Annotated in this window: 2 protein-coding genes; both read left to right on the forward strand. The window is 71.1% G+C overall.

Features of this window, described 5'->3' with window-relative positions; translation table 11 throughout:
- Positions 1 to 2745: type I polyketide synthase (locus I71_RS19050; protein ID WP_042696538.1), on the forward strand; the 2745-nt coding region annotated here is incomplete at its 5' end.
- Positions 2746 to 2760: 15 nt separating this feature from the next.
- Positions 2761 to 4899 (forward strand): type I polyketide synthase (locus I71_RS19055; protein ID WP_042696540.1); only part of this gene is annotated, 2139 nt, incomplete at its 3' end.

A 4899-nucleotide genomic window follows, 5' to 3' on the forward strand; every position in this document is an offset into this window, starting at 1 on the left:
GGGCATCCGCTGCTGGGGGTGGCGGTGCCGTGGCCGCCAAATCCCGCAATCCGTGCCTGGGCAGCCGAACTGCGGCTGGATGATCTGGCTTACCTGCGCGACCACCGGGTCGGCGGCATGGCACTGGTGCCAGCCGCGGCCTATGTCGAAATGGCATTGGCTGCAGCCCGCCAGATCGCCGGCCCCGGCCCGTTGGCGCTGGCCGACCTGCGGTTCGAGGCCCCGCTGTTCCTGGACGAGGAAGACGGGGCGGCGGTGCAGGTGGTCGCCGACGGCGGGCGCAGTATCCGCATCTTCGGCCGGCCGGGCGGGCCGGAGGAGGCCGCGGATGCCCCCTGGACAGAGCTGGCCGGCCTGGACATCGTCCCGGCCGGGCCGATGCCGGCGACCGTCGATCTCGCCGCCGTCACTGCCCGATGCCCGAACCAAGTGCCGGCGACGGCACATTACAATGCGCTCGACCGGATGGGGGTCGAAGACGGGCCGGCATTCCGACGCCTTGTCACATTGCGTCTGGGCGAGCGGGAGGCGGTGGGCCAACTGGATGCCGGGGGGCTGGAGCCGGGCTATGCCGCACATCCGGCGCTGCTCGATGCCGCCTTCCAGGTAATGGCGGCCCTGTTCGCCGCCCGCACCCCCGATCACGGCCCGGATGAGGCCGGCGCGATCGCCGAACTCGGCCGTTTCGCCCTGGCCGGTCCAGACCTCTCGGCGGTGCAATGGGTCCGTGCCGGCCTGACCGCCATTACGGATGATGGGCGGCAGGTGCAGGGCGATCTGGACCTGCTGGATGCCAATGGCCGGCTGGTGGCGCGGGCCGAAGGACTGGTCATGCGCCGCGTCGCACGCAGCAGTTTCCTGCCACAGCGCGCCGACATGGCGGACTGGATGATGCGCGTCGACTGGCGGCCGGAGGATGACAGGGCAGCCGGAATGCCGGCCGCCGCCGCGCAGGATGCGCCATGGCTGATCCTGGCCGGCGGCAGCGGGCCGGCGCTGGCGGATATCCTCCGCGCAGCTGGCGAGCCTTGTATCCTGTTCGACAGTGCGGCGGCACTGGTTGCCGATCTGGCCGCCGGCCGCCGGTCCTGCCGCGGCATCGTCGTGCTATCGGCCCTCGATCTCGCCCCCGATGCCGCCGGATCGCTGGAAGCCCAGCACCTGTCCTGCGGCGCCGTCGCCGATCTGCTGCGCGCCCTGCTGCGCGGGACATGGCGCGACCTGCCGCGGCTATGGCTGGTGACCTGCGGGGCACAAGCGGTGGCCGCCGGTGAAAAGGTTCCCGGCGTGGCCCAGGCGCCGCTCTGGGGGCTGGGCCGCTCGCTGATGCACGAGCATCCGGATGCCAACTGCACGCTGGTCGATCTCGATCCCTCCGCGGCCAAGCCGTTGGCCGATCTGGCTGCCATGCTGCGCCGGCCCGGCCGCGAGAACCAGCTTGCGCTGCGCGGCGGCCGGCGGCTGGTTGCCCGGCTGACGCCGGTGCCGCCGACGGCCCTGCGCGGCACGCCTGTCCGGCTCGATCCGAACGGCGCCTATCTCATCACCGGCGGGCTGGGCGGGCTGGGGCTGGCGGTTGCCCGCTGGCTGGCCGCCGGCGGGGCCGGCACCATCGTCCTGGTCGGCCGCCGGCCACCGGGGCCGGAGGCCCTGGCCGTGATCGAGGAGATCAGGGCCGGTGGTACCGCCATCATGACCTGTCAGGCCGATGTCGCCGATGCCACCGAGCTTGCCGGGGTGCTGGCGGCGCTTGATTCCGGCACCCACCGCCTGCGCGGCGTGGTGCATGCGGCCGGCATGCTGGCCGATGGGGTGCTGGCCAATCTGGACTGGCCGCGTTTCGCGGAGGCGCTGGCCGCCAAAATTCTCGGCGGCTGGAACCTGCACCGGCTCACCGCCGGAGCGGATCTCCAGTTCTTCATCCTCTATTCCTCGATCACCGGGCTGCTGGGTAGTCCGGGTCAGGCCAATTACGCCGCCGGCAATGCCTTCCTGGATGCACTGGCGGCTTATCGGCAGGGGGCGGGGCTGCCGGCGCTCAGCGTGCAATGGCCGCCCTGGACCGAGGTCGGGCTGGCCGCCAGCCGCGACGACCGGGGCAGCCGGCTGGCCGCGCGCGGCTTTGCCGCCGTCACGCCGGACCAGGGAATGGCGGCGCTGAATACCGCGCTGCGCTGTGGATTGGCACAGGTCGGCGTTCTGCGGCTCGATCTCCGGCGCTGGCGGGAATTCTATCCCTCGGTCGCGGATTTGCCGCTGCTCGATCTGGTGGAACCCGCCGGGCCGGCCGCCCCGCCCGTGGTACCTGCCGATCTGCGCACCGCCGCACCGGACCAGCGGCGCCAGTTGGTGGCGGACCGGGTACGGACGATCCTGGGCACCGCCATGCGGCGTGATCCGCGCACCCTGCCCGAACATGCCTCGTTCGGCGAGCTGGGGCTGGACTCCCTGATGGGGCTGGAGATCCGCAACCGGATCGAAGCCACGCTGGGTGTGCGCATGCCTGCCGGCTTCATCTGGTTCCACCCGACATTGGCGGCCTTGAGCGAGGCGCTGGCAACGATGATCGCCGGAGATGATGCCACACCCGCCGCAACCGACCCGGCCATCTCCCACCAGGCCATCTCCAACCAGGCCGTCACTGACCCGGCCGCTGACCCGGCCGACGAGCAGCTTGACGATCTTGACGAGGCGGAGCTTGCCGCGCTGCTGCGTGCCGAACTCGACGCCGCCCCGCAGGAATAAGGGAAACCCACCAGCATGAGCGCCACACCGCCCCCCGATACCAAGGCCGCGCTCAAGGATGCCTTGATCGAACTGCGCCGCCTGCGCGCCGAGAACGAGGAACTGCGTCGACACGGTACGGCGGAGCCGGTCGCCGTGGTCGGCATGTCCTGCCGCTTTCCCGGACAGGCCGATTCCCCGGACGCCTTCTGGCGGCTGCTGACGGGCAAGGGGGATGCGGTGCGCGAAATCCCGCCCGACCGCTGGGATATCGACGCCCATTTCGATCCGGACCCGGCGGCACCGGGAAAGATGAATTCGCGCTGGGGCGGCTTCCTGGACGGGATCGACCGTTTCGACGCAGCCTTCTTCGACATGACCCCGCGCGAGGCGGCGCGCACCGATCCACAGCACCGCCTGTTCCTGGAGGTAGCGTGGGAAGCACTTGAAGATGCCGGGATTCCGGCCGACCGGCTGCGCGGCAGCCGGACCGGCGTTTTCCTCGGCATCATGGGTCATGATTACTATCACCGTCAGCTTGCCGAACCGGACATGTACACCGCGCTCGGCAATGGCAGCAGTTTTGCCGGGGCACGGCTGGCCTATTTCCTCGACCTGCATGGCCCGGTCGTGCCGGTGGAAACCGCCTGTTCGTCATCGCTGGTCGCGGTCCATATGGCCTGTGCAGCCCTCGCCCGGCAGGAATGCGATGCGGTATTGGCCGGCGGCGTCAATCTGATCGTCAGCCCGGAAACCTCCGCTGTCATCTCGAAGACCTATGCGCTGTCGAGCGACGGACGCTGCCGCAGTTTCGATGCCCGCGCCAATGGCTTCGTTCGCAGCGAGGGCTGTGGGGTGATCGTGCTGAAACGGCTGGCCGATGCCACACGGGATGGCGACCGCATATTGGCAGTGATCAGCGGCTCCGCGATCAATCACGATGGCCGGTCCGTCGGCCTGACCGCCCCGAACGGCCGCGCCCAGGAGGCGGTGATCCGCCATGCCCTGGCCACGGCGCGCATCGATCCGGCGCGGGTGACGCTGGTGGAAACCCATGGTTCGGGCACGCCGCTCGGCGATGCGATCGAGCTGGAAGCGCTGAAATCGGTCTATGACCGGCCCGGCACACCGCCCTGCGCCCTCTGTGCGGTCAAATCCAACCTGGGGCATCTGGAAGCGGCGGCCGGCATCGCCGGCTTGATCAAGGTGATGCTGGCAATGCGTCATGGCACCCTGCCCGCCAATCTGCATTTCCAGTCGCTGAATCCCCAGACATCGCTGGCAGGCTCACGCTGCCATATCCCCACCGCCACCCAACCCTGGCCTGGCACCAGCCGGCGCGTCGCCGGGATCAGCGCCTTCGGCTTCAGCGGCACCAACGCCCATGTCATCGTCGAAGAGGCGCCGGAAAGCACCGCCAGCGAACCGATGCCCGAGGCCGCGGCCCCCCGCCTGCTGGTCCTGTCGGCGCGCAGCGAACCGGCCCTGCGTGCCCTGGCCGGCGCTCTGGCCCAGCACCTCACCGGCCCGGCCGCCCCGGCGCTGGCCGATGCCTGCTTCACCGCCGCCTGCCGGCGCAGCCACCATCCCGTGCGCGCCGCCGTGCTCGCCGACGACCGGGCCGGCCTGGCCCAGGCCTTGACCAGCCTCGCCGCCGGCACCGCCGACGAACGCACCGCACCGCCGCCGGCCACCCCCGCCCTCTCCCCCGGCGCCCCCGGCATCGTCTTCATCTTCCCCGGCCAGGGGTCGCAATGGCTCGGCATGGGCCGCGACCTGCTGGCCCGCGAACCGGTCTTCCGCACCGCCCTGGAAACCTGCGATGCGGCAATCCTCGCCGAGACCGGCTGGTCGGTGATCGCCGAACTGCAAGCCGCCGAGGCGGACTCCCGCCTGGGCGAAACCGCCGTGGTCCAGCCGGTGCTGTTCGCCCTGCAGGTCGCCCTGGCCGCCCTCTGGCGCTCCTGGGGCATCGTGCCCGCCGCCGTGGTCGGCCATTCCATGGGCGAAACGGCAGCCGCCCATGTCGCCGGCGCGCTGTCGCTGGCGGCGGCGGTGCGGGTGATCTGCCGACGCTCCCGCCTGCTCGACCGGCTGCGCGGCCAGGGGGCGATGGCCCTGGTCGAACTGTCGCTGGCCGAGGCCCATGCCCGGCTGGCCGACTGGCCGGGGGTC

The organism is Azospirillum sp. B506 (assembly GCF_000333595.1).
Lineage (GTDB): Bacteria > Pseudomonadota > Alphaproteobacteria > Azospirillales > Azospirillaceae > Azospirillum.